Raw genomic sequence first — 20,411 nt, forward strand, 5'->3', positions numbered from 1 at the left:
TTTAAGTATTAGTTAGTAAAAGCACTTACAGGTTCGAAGCTTAAGTGTTTTAGCATTTATAATTGATATCTACCTTTTGGTCAGGGGTGTTTGCTGCACTTCTGACCTCTTTTATTATTCCTTTTTTCGTTTTTATTTTACAATCAGAATCCTCCTTCCTGTCCTCTTAAACCTTACATTTCCGGCAAGTTCGATCTTCCTTAACACTTCAGTAAGTGTGCTTTTTCTTGAAACCCATCCATCTAATATTATATTTTTTATATCCGGGTCCTTATACACAAATTCTACATCATACCACCGTTCTATTTTATGCATTGATTTTTCAAAACTTTCTCCTCCAAAAACAAAATCTCCGTTTTTCCATGCCAGTATTTCACCTACATCAGCGTGTTGAACTTGTATATTGCTTCCCACTACGACGGATTGTTGATCCGGTTTGAGTATGATAGAAGCTTTGGAAGAAAGATTATTGACTTTAACAGATCCTTCTATCAGTGTAGTTTTAACCTCTTTTTCATCCGGATAACTGCTGATATTGAAATGTGTCCCCAGTACCGTTACCTTCTGCTGTTTTGTCGTCACGATAAATGGTCGATTTTTATCCTTGGCCACTTCAAAGTAGGCTTCACCTGTCAGGGTTACTTCCCGCGAGCTGTGCTTATTAATTGTTGGTGAGAACGTCAGAGATGAGGCTGCATTGAGCCAGACCCTAGATTTGTCCGGTAATATCATCATATACATTTCTCCTTTAGTCGTAGTTAACGTATTCATCCCTGCTTCGTGCTGATCTGCAGATCCGGCATCATACAGAAGCTGACCGTCTTCTGTTTGGGATATACGTGTACCATTTTCCATAGCAAGCTCTCCAGTCCCTACATCCGAAAGGTTTATTTTCTTTCCATCGGCCAAGGTCAGTGTTGCACCGTTCTTACCCGGAAGTATACTGTCCTGTGGGGCAATCCGGGCAATATCTGTATGTTGAGATCCGCTGTAATTGTATACATACAGACAGACACTCAGCAACAGTACAACAGCAGCTGCGATACTGATACGTTTCCACAAGGGATAGATACGTACCGTATTTATTTGTGCATTTATACGGTCGAATATCCTGGTTTCCAGCTGCTCCTCGTGCTCCGCGAAAAAATCCGGAATTTCTACGACTTTATCCGGGTCACGTTCGTACCACTGGTTGAATTGCCGGATTTCTTCTTCCGTAATTGTCTTATCCAACCATTTTGAGGCGAGTTTTTTATATTTGTCCTGATCTTGCGGAGTCTCCATATTTAGCCTTATTTAATAGTATGTATCCTGTGAAATACAAATCCCTTACTCGGTTTTAAATTATTTTATCTTTTTCTTGATATGGAGGATATAATTTTCAGAAAATTAATATATCCCTGGGATAATATTCTTAGATTATTTTCAAAATATTGTGCAGATTTGCACAGTGACTTCTACTGTATTGAAAATGGATCATCAAAGATCATGACCAATTATTCTGCATATACTGATTCTGACCTGATCAATGCACTGATGCGGGGTGAGCATGCTGCTTTTACAGAAATCTATAAGAGGTATTGGAAACGACTTTTTTATATTGCCGCAAAGAAACTTCATGATCCGGAAGAGGCAGAAGAAATTGTACAACAGATTTTTGTGTCTATGTGGAACCGAAGAGAGAATCTTCAGATCAACACAAGTCTTAATGCCTATCTGGCAACATCTGTCAAATACCGTATTATTAAGGTAATGGACAAGCTTTACCATCAACAGAAATATGCAGACAGTATCACTTCCCGTAACCTCGATGATTCTACTCAGGAGTGGTTAGCCTTTCTGGATTTGAAGGAAATTCTGAATAAGAGTATCAGTGAATTACCCGAAAAGTGTCAGCTTGTTTTCCGGATGAGCCGTGAACAGTACATGTCTCAAAAGGATATTGCTGCAGCACTGAATATATCAGAAAAGACGGTAGAAGCACATCTTGGTAAAGCGATAAAGACTTTAAGACAAAAACTGAACCGTTTTCTGTTGCTGTTGCTGTAGATCCGATGCCATCTTGTGAAAACTTTCGGTATCAAAAATGTTTTTTATATCCGCTCAATGGCTAAATTATTATCCAAACAGTTCGTGGGGACGCCAACTGACGCAGGGTATTAATATTAATTTATATCTTATCAGACCAGGCTACTCGGGGAGATCTACTTCAATCTCCATATGCCCGGCAATCCATTTTAGTGTATCTACAGCTTCCTGCCGATTGCTGTTGACGGTATACACCCGGACTTCGATCTTATATCTATATCCTTTATCAAAAGCAACCAGTACCGGGTATGCCCACATTGGACTTATTGTCGGATATGCGTAGCCAACCTCCAATGTATTGTTAGTTCGTTTTTCACTCGTCATCCCCGGCCAGATTTTGCCCTCCAGATCCAGTAAGCCAAAAGCATCCAGTACGTAATCTTCCACCAGATATGCCCCTGTGTCTTTAAATCCATTATAAGGATTCCAGTATTTCTTTGTCGGAGATACAGGTTGTGTAGTACCCGGAGAGCCTTCCATTTCCTGAACCCTGATATTCTCCTGAATATGCCATTTGATAGAATCATTATATACGCCACAAGACATCACAATATTACCTTTTTTATAATAGCTAACTTCTGATGTAGTATAACCTGGACCGGTTTTTTCTCCCATATTTTCCATAAAAAATGTATCAATCACTCCAAGAGCCTGTGCAGGAGTAATACGAACAAAACCTGCAGGTATAAAACCGGTTAAAAAGGTTTCCGGATCCGGTTTATATAACTGTATAAAATCTTCAATCTGCTGAACCTGAGCCTTTACAGAACTTAAGAATGAAGCAAGAATTATTAAAATAAAATGTTTTTTCATATATGTAATATAATAATTAATTTCCATTACGATCAGGGATCACAGTTTACTGCTTGCGAAGATATACTATCACCTATCCGCTCCAATCTGTTTAGTTCCTGCAGATCACCATTATGATCCCTTTGTCCCACATAAATACGGATCACATCTCCATACGTTTTAAGCAGAAAATTTAACCGAAGTTCCGATGTTTCGGATCTACCATTTTGATACATTCGATAATGTCTGAGCGCTACATCAAGATTAGTTATGCGGGCACTTACGGAATACCCCGAAGTCCGACTGATCAGATTATCAATATTTGAGATGGTAATGGCATAAAACTTACCCTCACCCGCCTCTATCACATCCGTATAGTTTTCCTGAAAGATTGCCTTATAGCTTTGTTCAGCTGCCAATGGATGTTTGGATACATTAAATGCATTATGTCCCACAATAAAAATATCCTGAATAGAAGGAGGCATTCCTCCCGGATGGCTATGTGTAGAGTGCAGCACATAGCCCTGTAAGGCATCCCAGGTAAAAGGGACATGCACATTCCTGCGATCACCATCATTATAAATCCCGGAGATCTTACTTTCCTCCCGTTTCTTTAGGTCTTTAACGGTCATATTATAACCTGCTTCGACAGATTTCCCATCAGATCCTAATGCATTCATGACGGAATCCAGCTTGAGCTTATTACTCATTGCTTTTTGTATACGTTTCTTTGCCCAACAATCTTCTCCTGCCAGAGGGTTTGCCGGAGCGGGCAGACCACCGGAGCCAACGCCTGCGCTGATGCCCTCACCTCCCGAACTCAGGGAACAACTAACCGGAATAGTCTGCGTATGCCAGATAGTAGTGTAATTAGCCGTAATCCGCATACCTATTGCCATACCGTATATGACCATACCTGTCAGATTAGAACCCACCTGCCCAACCGGATCAGTACCTGTAAAGCGCTCTCTGGTATAAGATATTTCAAGATCCGGATACGCTATCTGCACCTGACATTCTTTGTCAGTTCCGGTAAATATATCTTCATATGGATAGACAATTAAAGGATTCTCGTCTGCCGGATCGGAAAAAGGAGTATTTAAGTATTTTACAATCTTATTATCCGTTACTTTGGCAAGACGTATACCTTTGAGATCTTTATCTAAATGTAAAATATGTCCGCTAAAATCACCCGCAAGAAGATCATAAAACTCTAAAAAATTATTGGGATAAGCCGGTATTTCCCGGGCAGCCATACGGGCTATGACCATTTGTTCTTCCGGATGATAATCCCTGAAACTGACTATTATATCATCTTTTTCATAATTATGCTGAAAGACAGCCACACGATACTAAGGATGAATTTATATTTTCCTGCATAATTATTGGAACCAGAATAGCCGGATACCCGTTTATCCTATTTTCCTGAGCAGCATAATCCCAATAGAACTTATTATAAACCGAATCAGCCATATTCTCTGTAATAGATGAAAGATCAGCAGGATTAACAGACGCAAGCTTTATAAGCTCCCCGGAGAACGTACTTTTTAAGGATCTTTTCATATAATTTAAAACAGAACTGATCCTGATAAATTAGATATCATCTACTCATAAATCAGTCTTCAATTCACGTAACACTCTCTGATACGAGTTGGCGGGGACGCCAACTGACGCAGGGTATTAATATTAATTTATACTTCTTTTCAGACCAGGCTACCCGGGTAGGTTTGCCCCAAATACCAGTCGGCTGGGAACGCCAACTGGCACAATTAAGATATTACACTTATAAACTTTATCAACCCTATAAACTTTATCAACTCTCAGAAAGCACTGATCCCGGTTATATCCTGCCCTGTTATCAACAGATGGATATCATGTGTGCCCTCATAGGTAATAACTGACTCCAGATTCATCATATGTCTCATGATCGGGAATTCACCCACGATGCCCATTGCTCCAAGCATCTGCCTGGATTCTCTGGCGATCTGCAGTGCCATATTCACATTATTACGTTTGGCCATAGATATTTGTTGCGGGGTCGCTTTTCCTTCATTCTTAAGTACACCCAATCTCCAGCTCAGCAACTGTGCTTTTGTAATTTCAGTTAAGAATTCCGCCAGTTTCTTTTGTTGCAACTGATAAGATGCAATAGGTTTTCCGAATTGTTGTCGCTCCAGACTATAGCGAAGAGCAGTCTGATAGCAATCTACTGCTGCACCTATGACTCCCCATGATATGCCGTAACGCGCTGAATTGAGACAGGACAAAGGCCCTTTCATAGAACTGACTTCGGGAAGTATGTTGGCTTGCGGTATACGTACATCTTCAAATATAAGCTCTCCTGTCTTCGAAGCCCGCAGCGACCATTTATTATGCGTCTCGGGTGTGGTAAAACCAGTCATCCCCCTTTCTACAATAATGCCCTTTACCTTTCCTTCATCATCCCGTGCCCATACGACTGCCAGATCACACACAGGAGCATTGGTGATCCACATCTTGGCTCCATTGAGTATATACCCGTCCCCGTCTTTGGACAGACGGGTTTCCATTGCTCCGGGGTCAGAACCATGGTTGGGCTCCGTGAGTCCAAAACTTCCAATCAGTTCTCCGGTGGCAAGTTTTGGCAGAAATTTACGCCTCTGTTCCTCGCTTCCATAGGTGTAGATCGGAAACATAACCAGAGAAGACTGCACAGAAGCAGCAGAGCGGACAGCCGAATCTCCGGCTTCCAACTCCTGCATAATCAGTCCGTAAGAAAGCTGATCCAGTCCGGCTCCTCCGTATTCTTGTGGAATATAGGGTCCGAGCGCACCTATTACGCCCAGTTTTTGCATCAGGCCGGGTATATCGTTATGCTGCTGTGCTGCCTCATCTACGACCGGGCGGATCTCCTTGTTCACAAATTCGCGAACAGTATTGCGTATCATGAGCTGCTCTTCTGACAGTAACTCGTCTATCTGAAAATAATCGACCTCTTTCATATGTCTATAATTTGATTTTCAATGGCCATATGGAATATCCAAATTATATTCATTGGTGTTTGTGCAGTCTGCATTACATGGATATTTCATATGTTGAAAAATGAATATAAAACTAAAGATAGGAAATATTAAGACTTCTTTAGAAACAAATATTATTCATGAAATCATTATAAATTCAGAAAATAATTCCCTAATTTTAAAAAACAAACGAATAACAATTATATCCATGATCAAAAAAGAATTAGACCTGTTAGGCATTAAATCTGAAAATCCGGGCACTTCTACCGGGACGAAATGGTTTGCCAAAGGCGATAAAATCACATCTTTCTCTCCTGTAGACGGTAAAGAGATTGCTGCAGTGCTTTGTACAACACGTAAAGAATACGATAAAGTTATAGAAACGGCACAGAAAGCGGCATTGGCCTGGAAAGATATTCCGGCACCAAAGCGTGGGGAAATCGTCCGCCAGTTGGGTGAGCAGTTACGTATTTTAAAACCGACTTTGGGCAAGCTCGTTTCCTACGAAATGGGGAAATCATACCAGGAAGGAATGGGAGAAGTACAGGAGATGATCGATATATGTGACTTTGCAGTTGGATTGTCCCGTCAGCTATATGGCAATACGATCCATTCAGAACGTCCGGGACACCGCATGTATGATCAATATCATCCGTTAGGTATTGTAGGAATTATTACAGCCTTCAATTTTCCGGTAGCAGTATGGGCATGGAATGCGGCTCTGGCTCTGGTATGCGGAGATGTAGTGCTGTGGAAACCGAGTGAAAAAACACCGATATGTGCTATCGCCTGTCAGCATATCATTGCGGATATTCTGAAAAAGAATAATCTTCCTGAAGGCATTTCATCTGTAGTAAGCGGAGATGCTGAAATCGGTAAATGGATCAGTGCAGACAAACGTGTGGCACTGGTATCGGCAACAGGATCTACCCGTATGGGTAAAGCTGTAGCGGTAACGGTAGCAGAGCGTCTTGGAAAATCTTTACTGGAACTTGGGGGTAATAATGCAATTATCGTAACCCCGAATGCAGATTTGAAGATGACTATTATAGGTGCTGTATTCGGAGCTGTCGGAACTGCAGGCCAGCGTTGTACCAGCACAAGAAGGCTGATTATCCACGAAGATATCTACAAAAAAGTAAAAGACGCTCTGGTTGCAGCCTATAAACAGATCAAAATCGGAGATCCATTGGATGTGAAGAATCATATGGGACCATTGATCGATACGCAGGCTGTAGACATGTATACACAAGCGATTGCCAAAGTAAAGGAACAGGGAGGTAAAATATTGGTAGAGGGCGCCGTGCTTTCAGGCAAAGGATATGAAAGTGGATGCTATGTAAAGCCTGTCATCGCAGAGGTAGAAAATCACTTTGATATTGTACAATCCGAAACATTTGCTCCTATCCTTTATCTTATCAAATATAGTGGTGATGTAGAAAATGCTATAGCGCTTCAAAATGATGTTGCACAGGGTCTTTCTTCAGCTATCATGACTTCCAACTTGCGCGAAGCAGAATTATTCCTGAGCAACAAAGGATCAGACTGTGGTATTGCGAATGTCAATATCGGAACTTCGGGAGCCGAAATCGGGGGTGCATTCGGAGGTGAAAAAGAAACAGGAGGAGGACGTGAGTCCGGCTCGGACGCCTGGAAACTTTACATGAGAAGACAGACAAATACGATTAATTATACAACAGAACTACCGCTGGCACAAGGCATCAAGTTTGATCTATAAACGAATAACCCTATTTTAAATACTGATTATGATAAAAGAAGCGACAGTACACGAGAGATTAGCAAAACATATATTGGCCGACGGACTCCCGTTAGTGATAGATCTGGAAAAGTCACATGACTCCTATATCGTAGATATCGAGGGTAATGAATATCTGGATATGTTCAGCATGTTTGCCTCTTCGCCTATCGGCTATAACCATCCGCATATCGTTAAGAATAGCGATCTGTTAAAAAAAGTTGCTATCAATAAGCTGGCTCTTTCGGATATCTATCCCACAGAATTTGCGGATTTTGTAGACACCTTCGAGCGTGTGGCCATTCCTGCGGAATTAAGTTATTGCTTTTTTATTGACGGAGGTGCACTTGCTGTTGAAAATGCGCTGAAAGCTGCTTTTGACTGGAAGACCAGATTAAACATCTCACGTGGTATACAACAGGAAGGCAATCAGGTGATACATTTCAAACAGGCTTTTCATGGTCGTACCGGATATACTTTATCCCTGACTAACACAAAAGATCCAAGGAAATACATGTATTTCCCGAAATTTGACTGGCCGAGGATTACGAATCCTAAGCTTCACTTCCCATTAGTAGAAGAAAGTATTGCTGAGACGATAAAAACAGAGCAAAAGGCTATTCAGGAAATAGAAGCCGCTATTGCCAAAAATCCGGATGCCATAGCCTGTCTGATACTGGAACCTATTCAGGCTGAAGGCGGTGATAACCATTTCCGTACGGAGTTCTTTCAGGAATTGAGACGCATATGTGATGAACATGATATTTTATTGATTCTGGATGAAGTACAGACAGGACTTGCATTAACGGGGAAAATGTGGGCATATGAGCATTACGGAATTATTCCGGATCTGATCTCGTTTGGAAAAAAATCTCAGGTCTGTGGTGTATTGGCACATCGTGAGAAATTTGACCGTGTCGAAAAGCATGTATTCAAAGAATCCAGCCGTATTAATTCCACCTTCGGAGGAAATCTTGTCGACATGATGCGCTTCAAATTAATACTGGAGGTCATCGAACAGGAAAATCTGGTTCAGCACGCCGAAAGTCTGGGTGAATATTTACTGGAAAAACTGGAACAGCTCGCCAAGAGCCACAGCCAAATCTCTAATGTAAGAGGAAAAGGACTTCTGGCTTCGTTTGATTTCCAGACAGAGCAGCAAAGAGATGAATTCGTGAAGCGTGCTATGAACAATAAGCTTCTTATTCTGGGTTGTGGTGACAAAAGTATACGCTTCCGTCCGCATCTGACTGTTACAGTAGAACAATTGGATAAAGCATTAGCGCTTGTCGAGAAAAGCTTGTAAGAAGAATACTATTGGTGTATACATCCTATTCCGGGTGAGGAAAGCAGCAAATGCTTTGCATACTTGAGCATAAGAATATAAACTAAAATCGGGTACCCGCATCACTGCGCAGGTACCCGATTCTTTTTAATAAAAACAGATCCGATTATCTAATATCCGGGATTTTGTTGCAGATTGGGATTAATGGCCAATTGTGCCTGAGGCACAGGATATAACTCTCTGTTGACATCGTTTACCGGTTTATGATCCCACCAGGTAGCGGTAGTATACTTACCAAAGCGGATCAGATCTGTACGTCTTTTACCCTCAAAGATAAACTCTCTTCCACGTTCCGCCAGCAACTCGTCCAATGTAAGCGTAGCTACAGAATACTGAACTGCAGGCCAATCCGCAGCGGAAAATGCTCTTTTCTTCGAGTCATTGATTAACGACACAGCCTCTGTTGTTGCCGTTCCGTTATTTTTGCGCATCAATGCTTCCGCTTTATTAAAATAGATCTCGGTAAGCCGATACAGAATATAATCGTTCTCCTGATAGTTGACATCGCTCAGACGACCGCTTTTGTATTTATTAAAGCGTGCTCCGGAATTCTCTTCCCCTTTAGCCATTCCTCCTTCACTGGTCAGATCTCCTTCACTTTCTCTACGAATAGAATTAACAAATGATAGCGGCTTGCCGGAATATTCCTCTGTGCCCAACACGGGTGTAGTTGTTCCATACTTATATTGTGGTCCATACAGAAACCAGTCTTTCTTTCGGATGTCATTGGCTGCATAGGCATCAAATGCTGTAGGAATGACCACAAATGCATTCCAGCCTCCATATCCTACATCCAATGCTTCTTTCATATAATCATACCCCATAAAGAAACCTCCCCAGTCAAATGTAAATCCGGCTTTACGGCTATACTGAAACTGGAATAAAGATTCCGGATTGGCACTGTTGGTATTCGCAAATAATGTATTAATATCCGGAGACAACTTCGGAGCACCTCCGATACCGCCCGCCTGTCCGGAGATAATCTTATCACATGCAGCAATACATTCATCCCACATAGGGGTACCATTCCATTTCTCCGCATTGAGATACAGCTCGGCCATCATGGCGTATCCGGCAGCCATGGACACCTGTCCGATATTTTGTTCGGAAGTGAGCGGCAGTTTAGGTACATTTTCTTCCAGCTCTTTCTTTATAAAATCAAAGACCTCTTTACGGGGTTTAGTCGCCAGATTGGAAGGACTTTGAGAGACTTCAAGAGCGACAGGAACATTTCCCCACATATCCATAATTTTCATATAATGAAATGCACGAAGTACCTTTAACTGAGCCAGTACAAAGTTCATCTCCTCCTGTGTCATCCCTACTTTCTGTATATCCAGAGCAGAGATATCACTAAGAGCATTGTTTACATAACCGACGCCTCCCCACAATAGCTCCCACGCACTTAACACTCTGTTTTCCGTAATGGTCCAGGTGTGATAATGCTGACGAAAATGATCTCCGCCATCGTAGCCGTGCCGTCCCTTCTGTGGCCAGGCCAGTTGATCAGAACTCAGTTCGGAGTGATAATAATAACCACTTCCTCCGGTTGGAGCCAGCCAGGCCTGCATATGTGTAAACGGACGTAAAGCAGCCTGCATCACTTCCAGTTTATTCTTATAGAAACTCTCTTCTTTCAACGTACTGTACAGATTTTCGTCCAGATTGGTACAGCCTTGTAATCCGAATAATGCGACTCCTACCCCAAAAGCAGACGCCAGATATTTATTTTTTAGTAATTTCATGATTATTCCCTATTAAAATCCAACATTAAGTCCTACTGACCATGATTTAGTACGCGGATAGAATCCTCTTGAATCTATTCCTGAAGCAAATCCTGTATCCTGTAATTCCGGATCAAGACCACTATAACTGGTAATCGTAGCAATATTACGACCTGTCACATATACATACAGGTTGCGGATATAATCGGTCTTCAATTTAAAATTATACCCCAATGTGATATTATCCAGCTTCACAAAACTTCCGTTCTCTAAATAGTAATCGGAATATTGCGGATCGTCTTTGATATTGGCGTGTTTTGTAAAAGCACTTTCCAGTACGTTATTCGGCAGCCATTTCTGATTTCCGAAAAACATATCTGCTGTATTCAGAATATCATATTTGAACTTACCTCTGAAAAACACCGTGAGATCAAATCCTTTATAGGAAAAACGGTTACTTAAAGATGCATTGAACTTAGGCACGCCATTTCCGATATACGTCAGGTCATCATTGGTAATCTCTCCTGCTGTACCTGTGCTTCCGTCAGCTTTATAAAACAACCATTTCCCGTCATCAGTCAGACCGGCATACCGTTTTCCATAAAAAGAGCCGACTTCACCTCCTTCTTCCAGACGAATGGCATTACCCAGATTTCCAGGGGAAGGCAATCCTCCGAATTCCAGCCAGTTACTTTGAAAGATCTCACTCGACAACTTCGCCAGTTTATTCTTTTGGTAATTTCCGGTAAAATCCACATTCCAGGAGAAGTTTTCTTTCTTGACAGCGGTTGCTGACAGTTGCAGCTCAATCCCTTTGTTGTCTACCTGTCCGACATTATACCATATTTTAGACTGTACATATGCCGGCTGCTGTGCCCGGTATTCATCAATAAGGTCTTTTGTTTTTCTATTGTATACATCAATGGAACCTGTGATCCGGTTATTCAGAAATCCGAAGTCTACCCCGATATTTGTTTCTGCTTTTTGTTCCCATTTCAGGTCCGGATTTGGATTAGCGGCAGGGCCGTAAGTTTGATAATAGATACCATCCTGTGGATATACTCCTCCCGTACCCAATCTCAGAATAGACTGATAATTTGGAATACCCTGATTTCCCGTCACACCATATCCAACCCTTAATTTCAGATCATTGAGCACTTCTTTACTACCAAAGAAACTTTCATTTGAGATTGTCCACCCTCCTGATATCGCAGGAAAATTACCCCACTTATGATTAGCGCCGAATCTGGACGAACCTTCTCTGCGTAAAATAGCACTTACAAAATAGCGGTCCGCATAGTTGTAATTGACGCGACCAAAGAAAGCCACCAGGGTATTATCTTCCTTAAAGGAGCCCATTGTTGGTCTCGGAAGCTGCGCATTGGTTAGAGCCGTTCCGGAATTCATATCCCAATCCAGAAAACCGTCGGTCGTAAATCCGTTATTAGACATTTCAAAACGTTCATAACCTGTATATTGATAACTATAGCCCAATAATCCGGTAATGGTGTGTTTTTCATTAAAAGTCTGGTTGTAGTCAATAGTCGATTCAATGGTTCTGGTCCAGTTCAGCTCATTCTTTTTATAGGCGTATGCTGTACCTCTGTAGTCCGTATTGAGACGTTGATCCCAATCCAGTGTAGAACGGTAACGCCTGTCATTCCAGTTGTCCCTCACATAGGATCCGAATACCGAAACGCTTAAGGGATCGATAATCTTCAGCTTCAATTTTGCATCTCCTGAAAAAGTTTGTTGATTGCGTTCGTCTATACGATGTGCCAGGCGGCTCATCGGATTGTAGTTGTTGTATTCCTGCGTCTGATAGAATGTTCCATCCGAATTATATATCGGTGCGGTAGGATTACGTTGAATCGCCTGTTCGAAGTCCGGTACATTTTCACTGTCATCAGCCTTCTTTCCTCCTAACATATTAGCCTTATTAAAATTGGCAGCTATATTTCCGGAAAAGGTAAGGCGGTCTTTCAGACCTGTCTGAGAAAAATTGATTCTTCCTCCAAACTGCTTTCTGCCATTCTGTTTAGCGATACCATTTGCATCTTCATAGTTGATCGAAGCTCTGTAGTTAGATTTATCTCCACCACCACTCGCTATGAAATTATGGAAATGAGAAAAATTATTCTTGTCAATCAGTTCGTCAAACAGATCTGTACTGGCTCCAAGGTCAGATTGCGGACGGTTGAGACCTTTGACCACATACTCTCTGAACTGATCCGCAGACAGCATCGTAGGTTTACTGTCTACAAACTCTTTTTGTCCGTACGTAAAATATTCAAACTGGGGCGTTCCGGATTTACCCTTTTTGGTGGTAACCAATACGACCCCGCCATTACCACGGGTACCGTAGATCGCCGCTGCCGAACCGTCTTTTAACACACTTATAGATTCTATGTCACCCTGTTTGACCAGATCCAGACTACCTCCTGGAATACCGTCAATAACAATCAAAGGCGAATTGGAACCCTTCAAAGACGCCATACCGCGCAATTGTATAGAAGTTCCGGAGTTTGGATTACTGCCCTGTGCTCTTGTAATGTTAAGGCCGGCGACCTTTCCCTGTACCAGTTCCATCGGATTACGCATTCCTCCCTGATTAAAATCCTTTTCCTGTACGGTCTGTACAGCTGAAGTCACTTCACTCTTTTTCTGTGTACCATACCCTACCACTACGACTTCCTGTAGGGATTCACTTTCTGGCTTCAGTTTGACCGCGATACCAGAGGAGGTTGTAATGGGTACTTCTACAGGCGAAAAGCCTATATAGGAAACAATTAGCGTTCCCCCGACTTTGGCTTCCAGGCTGAAATTACCATCCTGATCCGTTTGTGTCCCGATAGCCGAACCTTTCAGTTTGACGGTTACCCCTGCCAGCGGAGTACCTGTCTCGGCATCGGTTACTTTTCCGGTTACCGTTTCCTGTTCGGATTTGTTTAAATAGGTTTGTTTGTAATGAACAACACGGTTTTCTGCTGTACCGTCTGTTGCATAAGCATAATTTAATGCGAGCAGGGATAGCGGGACTACCCACCATTTTGCCCGACGACCCGCAGGCCGTAAAGGTTTACTGTAATGATTCATGTTTAGTTAGTATATGTTTGAAAAAAATTGACAAATAGTTAAAATTTACTAAAACGTTTTATCAAATAGGCACAATAAAGGGATACAGCAGCACCTCCTTATGCATTCTATTTTTCAACAGGTAGTTTTACAATTTATAATGGTGATTTCTCTTTTATACTAAAACGTTTTACTTCATGGTGCAAAAAGAACCAGTATTCACGTATACAGAAAAAAATTAAAATCGGTTTATTTTCATATGGCTATTCTAAAGTTAAGATTTAAATCTTACAAACCATTATTCTTTTTCAGTTTTTAATATAACATATAACCTATGCTACAAGTACTTATTCAAATTTCAGAAGTAAAAACAACAAAAAACCCCGTCTTAATATATATTAAAACGGGGTTTATATAGATTTAAAAGTATTTGTATCAGACTTGGGAAACAGGAAGCATTTTCAGAAAGTAACCTGATCCGCTTCTGTCACAAGAGACTTCACTTTATTCTAAATATTTCCTTTCTTCATTTCCTGCAGAGCATAATCAACAGCTCTGGCAGAGAAGGCCATATAGGTAAGGGATGGATTTTGAGTAGAAGTAGAAGTCATCGCTGCACCATCTGTCACAAATACATTGGGAACGGTGTGTATCTGATTCCATTTGTTGAGGACAGAAGTTTTAGGATCATTACCCATGCGTGCTCCTCCCATTTCATGGATATCCAGTCCCGGTGCCTGACCATGGTCATCTTGCTTGATATTGGTAAATCCGGCTTCTTCAAACATTGCTGTCATCTGCTCCAGGTAGTCTTTTTTCATTTTTGCGTCATTGTCGTCGTATTCAACCGCTATTTTCAACAACGGAACTCCCCATGCATCTTTTTGAGAACTGTCTAATGTAACCTGACCCGATTCTTTCGGAATAGTCTCGCCCATCATGTGGGATCCTACACCCCATAATCCATATTTAGGATTCAGGAGATTATTTTTGAAAGATTCGCCATATCCGGACTGATCAGCACTCTTTGAACGATACGCCCCAAATCCTGCTGCATATCCTCTCAGAAAATCTGTTTCCTGTTTATGTAGATTGCGGAACCGTGGAATATATCCTCCTCCGGCAGGATTACGGCCGTCGGTAGTATAGTCCATAAAACCTTCGTACTCTGCGTATATACGTGCACTGTAATTGTGAAAAGCAACATACTTGCCTAATACACCACTGTCGTTACCCAGACCGTTTTCAAAGCGTTTGGATTTGGAATTAAGCAAGATCAGATTCGTATTCAATGCTGCTGCATTAACGAAAATTACCTTTGCAAAGAAATCCATCTCTTCCTTAGTCTCTGTATCAATTACTTTTACGCCTATCGCTTTTCCCTTTGTATCGTCATACAGAATAGAATGTACTACAGAGAAAGGTCTCAGCGTTATATTTCCAGTCTTCGCTGCCCACGGAATAGTGGACGCATTAGAACTAAAATAACCTCCGAAGGGACAGCCTCGCTGACAAAGTGTACGATTCTGACATTGTACACGTCCCTGATCGAGGTGAATTTTATTAGGTTTGGATAAATGTGCACACCGCGCAGAGATCACTTTCCGCTCCGGATACTTGTTCTTCATGGTTTGCTGAAAATACTTTTCTACTATATTCAGCGGATAGCCCGGAAGAAATTCTCCATCCGGAAGTTCCGGAAGACCATCTTTATCTCCTGCAATACCGGCAAAACGTTCTACATAATCGTACCAGGGTTTCAGATCGGCGTAACGGATAGGCCAGTCAACGGCAAATCCATCGCGGGCAGGTCCTTCAAAATCAAAGTCTGACCAACGCTGTGTCTGTCTGGCCCATAGCAGAGATTTTCCACCAACCTGATAGCCACGGATCCAATCGAATGGTTTCTCCTGTACATAAGGATGCTCCTGATCTTTGACAAAAAAATGTGCAGCATCTTCATGAAATGCATAACAACGGTTTACAATAGGATTTTCCTGCTGCACCTGATACGGCATCTCTCCGCGGTGCTCAAATTCCCAGGGGTAAAGATTGGTAGTAGGATAATCTTTGACATGCTTTACATCACGTCCTCTTTCCAATACCAATGTCTTTAATCCTTTTTCACATAGTTCCTTTGCAGCCCAACCACCACTTATTCCCGAACCAATGACGATAGCATCGTATGTTCTGTTCTTTACGCTGTCCGTATTTATATTTGCCATTTTCTTTGATTCTTTTTATGCGTTGATTTTCATTGCACCATTATACCTGCCCGGAACTAATTCATAAATTAGTTTATTCTTCATGACATATTCAGAATTAAGGTATCCCTGAGTGGCTCTTTTTTTGAATATCTTATAAAAAGCACTCTTTTCCTTTGCTTCTTCTTCGGATTTGAAATAGGCTCCGATCTTATCTGCCACAGCACCATCCAGATCAGACCTGTTCTTCTCCAGTCCTTCCAGGAAAGCTTTTTGATCTTCCGGTGAATGACAATCATCTACCATCTTCATGATAAAGAGATGAAGATTTAACTTTTTACCACCCGGAGAATCTGTCTCAGGAATAAGTACATCCACCAGCTTAGCCAGGAATTCTTCATCCTTAGCAGATAACTTGATTGTATGCAGATCTATAGACGTTCCACCCTGCTCCCGCAGACAGGAAGGCAACAACGCCAGCCCTCCAGCAATAATAAAAAGTTGTTTTACCGCAGTCCTTCGGTTCATAACATGATGTTTATAATTTGTAATATTAGAAATATTCTAACAAAAATCAAAAAGCTAAATCGATTAAAGCCAGTAATAATTTCAAGACATTCCCTAATATTTTAAGAGATATTATTTTTAAGGTAGTTCCAGACTTCACGAAGATCTGTGAACAACTGATCTGCAACGGCTAATTTTTCACGCTCCAGGGGTTGTTTGGAGACTCCCACACAATACAAACCAGCAGCCTTAGCCGCTTTCGTACCTGTAATGGTATCTTCAATTGCGACACAATCTTTCGGATCTAAGCCGGCCTGCTCAGCGGCCAGAAGATAAGGCTCCGGATCTGGTTTAGGAGACTGTACATCGTCTCTGGTCACAATCAGCGAAAAATAAGAGAGCAGATCATGATGCCCCAATACGGTATCAACAGTGGTCATGAAACTGGAAGTAACCAATCCGATTTTGACTTGCTGCTCTTTCAGATGCTCCAGAATTTCTTTTGCATAAGGCATCAATGCTATGGTTCGCATATCCGACTGTGCATAAGCTGCTCTGGTGCGCTTCCACATGTACTCATTGGTAGTATCTATATTCCAGATTTTTCTCATTGTCTCCACATTGAAGGCCAATGTGTGTCCTGCGAAATGACGGATCCAGTCTTCAAAAGTAATATGGACAGCAAATTCTTCCGCCAGAATAGGTTGCCAGTTTTGGAAGTAAAAATATTCCGAATCAATAAGGGTACCGTCCAGGTCAAAAAATACAGCTTTAAATTTATTCATGATACAAAGCTAAGGCTTTTGAACTGGTAAACTAAGGATTTGATCCCGAAGTACACTATCTGTATGGTAAGGTCTCTGGCTACATAACAAAACTAATACTTGTGAAAAAAAGCAAGTTTGGGTAAGTTTGTTGAGTATACGCACATTAACACTTTAGCAGTATACCTCAATTAATATGAAGATAATAGCCGTAGGTCGTAATTATATTGACCATGCCAAAGAACTTAATAATCCTGTACCGAAGACTCCTGTTATCTTTATGAAACCGGATACAGCCCTGTTAAAAGACAACAAAGATTTTTATTATCCCGAGTTTTCTAAAGATATCCATTATGAAGTAGAGGTTGTACTTCGTGTCTGTAAAGAAGGCAAACATGTATCACAAAAATTTGCACATACGTATTATGATGCGATTGGTCTTGGTATTGACTTTACCGCACGGGATATTCAACAGCAACATAAAGAGAAAGGATTGCCCTGGGAACTGGCCAAATCATTTGACGGTTCGGCAGTGATCAGTTCTTTTATACCTAAAGAGACATTTGCGGATCCTGCCCAACTCAGCTTTAGTCTTCAGAAGAACAAAGAAACAATGCAATCCGGAAATACAAAAGATATGATCTTTTCATACGATCAGCTGATTGTCTTTATTTCACAGTACATTACTTTACGTAAAGGAGATTTTATCTACACAGGAACACCCGCAGGAGTCGGCCCAGTCGCTATAGGAGATCGGCTCGAAGGATTTATAGAAGAAAAAAACGTGTTTACCTGCCTGATTAAATAATTTAAATGAAGAAACTAAGTATATATATGGGGATATTGGCATTGACAACAGCGTCTGTATCAGCCCAAAATATCATTAAATCCCGAACATATCCGCAAAATTATTTCAGACAACCAATGGATATTACGCCACAGGCTTCCGGAGGATTCGGAGAACTGAGAGGCACACATTTTCATGCCGGAAACGATTACAGAACACAACAGCGAATCGGAATCCCGATCTATAGTGCCGCTGAAGGCTATGTATCGAGAGTTCGTGTACAGATCGGCGGTGGAGGTAACTCGGTATATGTGGATCATCCGAACGGGTATACTTCTGTATATCTGCATATGGATAGCTTCAATGATCAGCTCAGCGAAATTGTCAAAGCCGAACAGTATAAAAAGAAAAGCTTTGATGTGGATATAGAGCTGCCACGTAATAAGGTTGTCATGAAAAAGGGACAGCTTCTGGGCAAATCCGGAAATACCGGCGGATCCGGCGGACCTCATCTTCATTTTGAAATAAGAGATACCAAAACCCAAAACCCGCTTAATTCGCAGCTTTTCGGATTGTACTTTGAAGATAATGTAGCACCTGTGATCCGAGGAATCACGGTGTACGATATCGGAAATGATGTATTTGATGAAAACACCCCACGCAGACATCAGGGTATCAAAACTATTGGAAGCGGCACATACGGATTAGCCGGAGGTGCTCCCATACCGGTTAATGGAAAATTCGGATTGGGGATCAATACCATTGACAGGCATTCGGGAACAAACTTTAGCTTTGGCGTCTATTCCATTGAGCTCTTGCTGGATGATGCTCCGGTAAGTACGGTGGTCTTTGAGGAGTTATCATTTGCAACTTCCCGGGCGCTCAATTCATATATAGATTATCCCTATTTTATGAAGACGCAGGCAAAAATTCAAAAAAGCTTTAAGGACCCGAATAATACCGCTCCGATCTACAAGCAGTTGAATAATCTGGGCTTTATCGAACTAAAGGATAACAATGTGCATAAAGTTGATTATATCGTCAAGGACGTGCATGGTAATACCAGCAGGATCAGTTTTAATGTACAGCAAAATCCGACGTTCAATATCAGCCGAAAACCGCAGACCGGGACAGCCGTATTCAAATATGGTCATGAAAACAATTATGCTGCAGATAATGTTCGGATAGCTGTTCCTAAGGGAGTGCTCTATAATGATCTTTATCTGAACTACTCTCAGGGAGGAAAACCAAGAGGGGGATACTCTACATTACAGCGTGTCCACAACGATATGGTGCCGCTGCTGGACAATTACAAATTGAGTATCAAACCGGATGCAACTCTACCGGCTTCACTACAGAGCAAGGCTATTATTGTTGATGAAAGAGGCCGGTCAAAAGGAGGACGTTATGAAAATGGATGGGTTGTTACCTCCCTTCGGGACATGGGCAGTTATTATATTGCTGTAGACACAGTAGCTCCGGTCATCACAGCCCGAAATCTGACAAACGGTAAAAATCTTGCAAATCAGTCTAAGATCGATTTTACCATATCGGATAACCTGTCCGGTATACAAACCTTCAACGCATATATTGACGACAAATGGGTACTGATGGAATATGACCCTAAAAACCGTCATGTATGGCATCAGTTTGAACCTTCGCTGTCTAAAGGCAGGCACACATTCAGACTGGAGGTAAAAGACATGAAAGATAACACGAAAATATACGAAGCGACTTTCACGAAATAAGACAGCCGGCAGGAATGCCAACAGATACAGATTAGACAGATGGAATCTCACTCTTTTTAATTAATGAGCATAATCTTCTTCCTTTGTTCGTAGATCAGCATTATATTTTTTACTTTTAAGTCTTAAATTTTTCACATATGTCAACACTTGAAGCAGGAAACAAAGCACCGGATTTCAGTGCCAAAAACCAGAACGGGGAAACCATTCATCTTTCAGATTTCAAGGGCAAGAAAGTTATTTTATACTTCTACCCTAAAGACAATACTCCGGGTTGTACAACAGAAGCATGCAATTTCAGAGATAATTATCAATCGCTGAAAAAAGAGGGGTTTGAGATTTTGGGAGTCAGTATTGATACGGCATCTTCACACCAGAAATTTACAGCTAAACATGACCTTCCCTTTCAGTTGTTGGTAGATGAGGATAAAAGTTTGGTAGAGAAATATGGTGTATGGGTAGAAAAAAACATGTATGGTAAAAAATATATGGGTACAGCACGCACAACCTTTGTTATCGATGAAAAAGGAAATATCGAACACATCATCAAAAAGGTAGATAACAAAAATGCTTCCCAACAGATTCGGGATCTTTACCTTTAAATAAATGAAGAAAACAGAGTAGC

Annotated in this window: 16 protein-coding genes; 6 read left to right on the forward strand and 10 right to left on the reverse strand. The window is 41.4% G+C overall.

Features of this window, described 5'->3' with window-relative positions; all coding sequences use genetic code 11:
* Positions 1 to 132 precede the first annotated feature (132 nt).
* Positions 133 to 1,284: a FecR family protein gene (locus I6J02_RS05140; RefSeq protein WP_201680730.1), complete on the reverse strand. Its 1,152-nt coding sequence runs from the start codon at positions 1,282 to 1,284 to the stop codon at positions 133 to 135.
* Positions 1,285 to 1,488: 204 nt separating this feature from the next.
* Here I6J02_RS05140 and I6J02_RS05145 point away from each other — a divergent pair, with 204 nt between their 5' ends.
* Positions 1,489 to 2,049, forward strand: a complete 561-nt coding sequence (locus I6J02_RS05145) for an RNA polymerase sigma-70 factor (protein ID WP_201680731.1) — start codon at positions 1,489 to 1,491, stop codon at positions 2,047 to 2,049.
* 141 nt (positions 2,050 to 2,190) lie between these two features.
* On the opposite strand, the gene I6J02_RS05150 is transcribed toward I6J02_RS05145, so the two are convergent.
* From I6J02_RS05150 to I6J02_RS05165, 4 genes are all read right to left on the reverse strand, one after another.
* Positions 2,191 to 2,901 (reverse strand): hypothetical protein, encoded by a 711-nt coding sequence (locus I6J02_RS05150; RefSeq protein ID WP_201680732.1) that lies wholly within the window; start codon positions 2,899 to 2,901, stop codon positions 2,191 to 2,193.
* Positions 2,902 to 2,933: 32 nt separating this feature from the next.
* Positions 2,934 to 4,226 carry a hypothetical protein gene (locus I6J02_RS05155; RefSeq protein ID WP_201680733.1) on the reverse strand — a complete coding sequence of 431 codons (1,293 nt, stop codon included), beginning with the start codon at positions 4,224 to 4,226 and terminating at the stop codon, positions 2,934 to 2,936.
* Positions 4,207 to 4,443, reverse strand: coding sequence for a hypothetical protein (locus I6J02_RS05160; protein ID WP_201680734.1), 237 nt, complete (start codon positions 4,441 to 4,443; stop codon positions 4,207 to 4,209). The genes I6J02_RS05155 and I6J02_RS05160 overlap by 20 nt, the downstream gene beginning before the upstream one ends.
* A gap of 257 nt (positions 4,444 to 4,700) precedes the next feature.
* Positions 4,701 to 5,861, reverse strand: coding sequence for an acyl-CoA dehydrogenase family protein (locus I6J02_RS05165; protein WP_201680735.1), 1,161 nt, complete (start codon positions 5,859 to 5,861; stop codon positions 4,701 to 4,703).
* A gap of 226 nt (positions 5,862 to 6,087) precedes the next feature.
* Here I6J02_RS05165 and I6J02_RS05170 point away from each other — a divergent pair, with 226 nt between their 5' ends.
* Both I6J02_RS05170 and lat read left to right on the forward strand, forming a co-directional pair.
* The gene (locus I6J02_RS05170; RefSeq protein ID WP_201680736.1) at positions 6,088 to 7,617 is read left to right on the forward strand and encodes an aldehyde dehydrogenase family protein; all 1,530 of its coding nucleotides are present in this window, start codon (positions 6,088 to 6,090) and stop codon (positions 7,615 to 7,617) included.
* Positions 7,618 to 7,645: 28 nt separating this feature from the next.
* Complete coding sequence (gene lat / locus I6J02_RS05175) at positions 7,646 to 8,941, forward strand: L-lysine 6-transaminase (protein WP_201680737.1); 1,296 nt, start codon at positions 7,646 to 7,648, stop codon at positions 8,939 to 8,941.
* Positions 8,942 to 9,090: 149 nt separating this feature from the next.
* On the opposite strand, the gene I6J02_RS05180 is transcribed toward lat, so the two are convergent.
* The 5 genes from I6J02_RS05180 to I6J02_RS05200 form a co-directional block, all read right to left on the reverse strand.
* On the reverse strand, positions 9,091 to 10,725 hold the full coding sequence (locus tag I6J02_RS05180) for a RagB/SusD family nutrient uptake outer membrane protein (RefSeq protein ID WP_201680738.1): 1,635 nt from the start codon (positions 10,723 to 10,725) through the stop codon (positions 9,091 to 9,093).
* Between the two features lie 12 nt (positions 10,726 to 10,737).
* A complete protein-coding gene (locus I6J02_RS05185; RefSeq protein WP_201680739.1) occupies positions 10,738 to 13,800 on the reverse strand; it encodes a SusC/RagA family TonB-linked outer membrane protein in 3,063 nt (1,020 codons plus the stop codon).
* Between the two features lie 488 nt (positions 13,801 to 14,288).
* Entirely contained in the window at positions 14,289 to 16,004 is a 1,716-nt protein-coding gene (locus I6J02_RS05190; RefSeq protein WP_201680740.1) for a GMC oxidoreductase, read from the reverse strand.
* Positions 16,005 to 16,019: 15 nt separating this feature from the next.
* On the reverse strand, positions 16,020 to 16,511 hold the full coding sequence (locus tag I6J02_RS05195) for a gluconate 2-dehydrogenase subunit 3 family protein (RefSeq protein WP_201680741.1): 492 nt from the start codon (positions 16,509 to 16,511) through the stop codon (positions 16,020 to 16,022).
* Between the two features lie 101 nt (positions 16,512 to 16,612).
* Positions 16,613 to 17,275, reverse strand: coding sequence for an HAD family hydrolase (locus I6J02_RS05200; RefSeq protein ID WP_201680742.1), 663 nt, complete (start codon positions 17,273 to 17,275; stop codon positions 16,613 to 16,615).
* A gap of 175 nt (positions 17,276 to 17,450) precedes the next feature.
* Here I6J02_RS05200 and I6J02_RS05205 point away from each other — a divergent pair, with 175 nt between their 5' ends.
* From I6J02_RS05205 to bcp, 3 genes are all read left to right on the forward strand, one after another.
* Entirely contained in the window at positions 17,451 to 18,062 is a 612-nt protein-coding gene (locus I6J02_RS05205) for a fumarylacetoacetate hydrolase family protein (RefSeq protein ID WP_201680743.1), read from the forward strand.
* Between the two features lie 5 nt (positions 18,063 to 18,067).
* Positions 18,068 to 19,789, forward strand: coding sequence for a M23 family metallopeptidase (locus I6J02_RS05210; protein WP_201680744.1), 1,722 nt, complete (start codon positions 18,068 to 18,070; stop codon positions 19,787 to 19,789).
* A gap of 137 nt (positions 19,790 to 19,926) precedes the next feature.
* Positions 19,927 to 20,388 carry a thioredoxin-dependent thiol peroxidase gene (gene bcp / locus I6J02_RS05215; protein WP_201680745.1) on the forward strand — a complete coding sequence of 154 codons (462 nt, stop codon included), beginning with the start codon at positions 19,927 to 19,929 and terminating at the stop codon, positions 20,386 to 20,388.
* Positions 20,389 to 20,411: the final 23 nt, after the last annotated feature.

This window comes from Sphingobacterium spiritivorum (genome assembly GCF_016725325.1).
In the GTDB taxonomy this organism is placed as follows: Bacteria; Bacteroidota; Bacteroidia; order Sphingobacteriales; family Sphingobacteriaceae; genus Sphingobacterium.